General features: G+C 69.7%; 2 protein-coding genes. One reads left to right on the top strand and one right to left on the bottom strand.

Going from position 1 to position 3521, the window contains the following annotated elements:
- Positions 1–409 precede the first annotated feature (409 nt).
- The gene (locus ABZ719_RS37375; protein ID WP_366729625.1) at positions 410–832 is read right to left on the bottom strand and encodes a hypothetical protein; all 423 of its coding nucleotides are present in this window, start codon (positions 830–832) and stop codon (positions 410–412) included.
- Positions 833–1021: 189 nt separating this feature from the next.
- Between ABZ719_RS37375 and ABZ719_RS37370 the strand changes: the two genes are divergently transcribed.
- Positions 1022–3493 carry a BTAD domain-containing putative transcriptional regulator gene (locus ABZ719_RS37370; RefSeq protein WP_366729624.1) on the top strand — a complete coding sequence of 824 codons (2472 nt, stop codon included), beginning with the start codon at positions 1022–1024 and terminating at the stop codon, positions 3491–3493.
- Positions 3494–3521 lie beyond the last annotated feature (28 nt).

Here is a 3521-nt window from a genome sequence, read left to right as displayed (position 1 = left end):
CGGTGGCCGTTCGTCTATGCGGGCTTCATCTCGATGCCGGAGCAAACCCCCGGATCAGGTCGAACCCGTACACCACTTCCCTGGACGCAACCCCGATCAGCGAGTCGGGGATGACAGTGTCAGGCCAGAGCATGTAGCCAAGCATGAGCAGTTCCGACCCCGCCGCATGGGCGGCGGGGTCGGAACGCGGGCCAGTGCGAAAGGACCTTCTCGGCAAGGGGTACAGGGCTGTCGTCCCTCACCACCTGCAGGAGGTAGCCGCGTTCCGCGGCCTTGCAGACAGACCTGCTGGTCGGACGGGCGGAGTGAGCCCGGCGTCGTAGATGCCTGCTCCCGCCCGGGGCTTGCCCGGTAGGGCCGGCCAAGCCCCGGACAGGTCGGCGTCACATCACGGCACACCCGCCCCGCATCAGACGTCGCACACCGTTTTGATCGTTTCCTCGCCCGAGACGTTGCCCCCGTAGATCCAGCCGTACGGGGCCGCGCCTCCGACGCTGACGTAGTACCACCAGTTCGACCCGTTCCAGTACTTGCACCAGCCGCCGAGTCGCTGGTCCACGTAGAGCGTGCCGCTGGCGGGGCCGCAGTACTTGCTCGGACCGGTCCTGAGATGGATGGCCGTTGTCACGGTGGCACCCCCATAGCCGTTCGTCGTGGGCGTGATGCCACAGGCCAGGGCGCCGGCGGGGGCATTCGACGGTGTCCCGTTCGGCGCTTCGCCCGCCACACTCGCGGATGCGTCCGTCGATGCCGCGTGGGCGGGCGCGACCACCGCGCCGAGAGCAAGCGTGCTGCCGAGAGCGGCAGACACGATGGTGCGACGTACACGCATGTCGGACTCCTTCTCTGGTGCCTATTGCGACCGTGTGATGGCTTCTCCCCGCAGTCCGGGGACGTGCCACTCACAGTGCCGGGACGGGCGTCGGCAAACCTTCGGAAAAGCTGGAATCCGCCTGGAACCACAGGTCGGGGGCGCCCAGAGTGTGTGGCGTAGAGTCGGCCGGGTGTTGCAGGGGGTTTGATGGCCACGCGCTTCGGGATCCTGGGAACCATCGAGGTACGGCGGGACGGGGCCCCGGTCGACGTGGGGCACGCGATGCAGCGGCGAGTGCTCGCCGCGCTGCTCGTCGACGCGGACCGGCCGGTGTCGGCCGATGCTCTGGTGGACCGGGTGTGGGGGAACACCGAGATGGCGAACGGCCGCCGGACGCTGTACGGATACCTCTCCCGGCTGCGCCACGTACTCGCTGCCGACGGTACGGCCATCACACGGGAACGGGGCGGCGGCTACCGACTGGCGGTCGAACCCTCGGTGGTGGACGCACACTGCTTCCGCGAACTGTCGGCCAAGGCCCGGCAGGCGAGCGGCGACGGGCAGGCGGAGGCCCTGTGGAGAAAAGCGCTGGCGCTGTGGCGGGGCAGCGCGTTCACCGGCGTGGACACCCCGTGGTTCAACGCGCAACGCCACCTACTCGACGGCGAGCGGCTGGCCGCCCAGTTGGAGCTTGCCGACGTGCGGCTGCGCCTGGCCCAACACGACACGATGGTGAGCGAATTGACCGCCCGCGCCGAGGCGTATCCGCTCGACGAACGCGCGATCGGACAACTGATCCTGGCCCTGTACCGGTGCGAACGGCAGGCCGAAGCTCTGGAGGTGTACGAGCGCGCCCGGCGGCGACTCGCCGACGAGCTGGGCGTCGACCCCGGCTTGGCGCTGCGGCGACTGCACGAACAAATTCTCACCGCCGCCCCGCAGCTCGCCGCGCCCCGCTCCACCGCCCCACCCCCTACCACGAGATTGGCCGGTACCACCCGACCGGCCACCGCCACGCAACCGGCCACCGACACGAAACGCCCGGCCAAGAGCGGCACGGTCGCGAACGCGGGCCCGCACATGGCACGCCAGCTCGCCCCCCGGCTCCTCCCGGCGGACCTGTCACTCTTCGTCGGCCGGGACGCCGAGACGGACGAGGTGCGCCGACTGCTCGGCGAAGAACGGGCCGGCCCGGTGACACTGCTGGTCACCGGTCCCGCCGGAGTGGGCAAGACCGCCTTCGCCGTACGTACTGGGCACCTGCTCGCTTCCCGTTTCCCCGACGGCCAGCTCCACGCGGACCTGCGGGGCTTCGGAGACGATCCGGCCGAGCCGTTCACGGTCCTCGGCACCTTCCTCCGTGCGCTCGGCATCCCCGGCGGCGCCGTCCCCGCTGAGCTGACCGGCCGCGTACACCTCTACCGCACACTGCTGGCGGGACGGCAGACGCTCGTCGTCCTGGACAACGCCGCCAGCGCCCAGCAGGTGGGCGACCTCTTGCCCAGCGGTGTGCGCTGCGCCACCATCGTCACCAGCCGGACGACCATGGCGGAACTGAACGGCCGCCGGCTTCCCCTGGACGTACTGGACCCCACGACGGGACTCGACCTGCTGCGCGAGATGCTGGGCCGGGACCGGACCGACGCCGACTCCGGTTCCGCCCGTTCCATCGTGGAAACCTGCGGTGGCCTTCCCCTGGCGGTATGGGTCGCCGGTGCGCGGCTGGCCGCCCGGCCGCACTGGCCCCTGGCCAAAGTGGCACGCGCCCTCGCGGACGAGCAACGCAAGCTCGACGAGCTGGCCGTCGGCCACATCGCCGTACGGGCAAGTCTCCGACTGACCTATCAGCAGATGTCCACGGCCACCCAGCACGCCCTGGGTCTGATCACGTACCTGCCCGGACCGAGCTTCGCCGCCTGGGCCCTGGCCGCGCTGCTGGACACCGGCCTGCCCGAGGCGGAGGCAGTCCTCGACGACCTGGTCGAAGTACACCTGGTGCAGACCTGTTCGGTGAACGCAGCCGGATTCCGATACCAACTTCACGATTTGATAAGGCTGTTCGCCAGGGAGTGCGCGGAGAAGGACATCCCCGAGCGGGAGCGCGCGGCCGCCCTCACCCGATTACTCGGGGCGAGCCTGCACCTCGCCGATCTCGCCGCGGACACCCTCAGCGTCGACTTCCAGGGCATCTCGCAGCTCGACCTGGCCTCATGGCAGCCGGCCCCCGCCGAGGCCGACCAGTTGCTCGCCGACCCGCTCGCCTGGTTCAACGACGAACGCCAGTTCCTCATCGCCGTGGCGGAACAGGCCCTGGACCGAGGAGGGAGTGTCGCACCCGCCGCCGGACTTGCCACCGCCCTCACGACCCTCTTCCAGGTCGGCAGTCACTTCGACGATTGGGAGAGGCTTCAGAACCGGGCGCTCAAAGCGGCCCTCAGCAGCAGTGACCGTCACAGCGCCGCGAAAATCCACCGCTGCCTCGGCGAACTCACCACCATCCTCGACCGCTACCCGGAAGCACTCGACCACTTCGAGCAGGCCCTGCTGCTCGCCGAGGGCGAGGGGCCCACGTACCGGGCAAGTGCCACGGCCGGGCTCGCCTATGTGCACCGGCTCCTAGTAGTGCTTGGTCAGGTTCACTCGCCGGTGGCGTGTCCGTTTGATCGGGTGTGTCGTTGACGGGGTGTGATGGGTGGGGAGTTGGCCG

It is taken from the genome of Streptomyces sp. NPDC006743, assembly GCF_040703815.1.
Taxonomy (GTDB): Bacteria; Actinomycetota; Actinomycetes; order Streptomycetales; family Streptomycetaceae; genus Streptomyces.
This window is presented reverse-complemented; position numbering and strand designations above follow the sequence as displayed.

What these genes read in the sequence shown, in the direction of transcription:
- ABZ719_RS37375 (WP_366729625.1), bottom strand. Translation starts at nt 832, where the DNA reads ATGCGTGTACGTCGCACCATCGTGTCTGCCGCTCTCGGCAGCACGCTT.
- ABZ719_RS37370 (WP_366729624.1), top strand. Translation starts at nt 1,022, where the DNA reads ATGGCCACGCGCTTCGGGATCCTGGGAACCATCGAGGTACGGCGGGAC.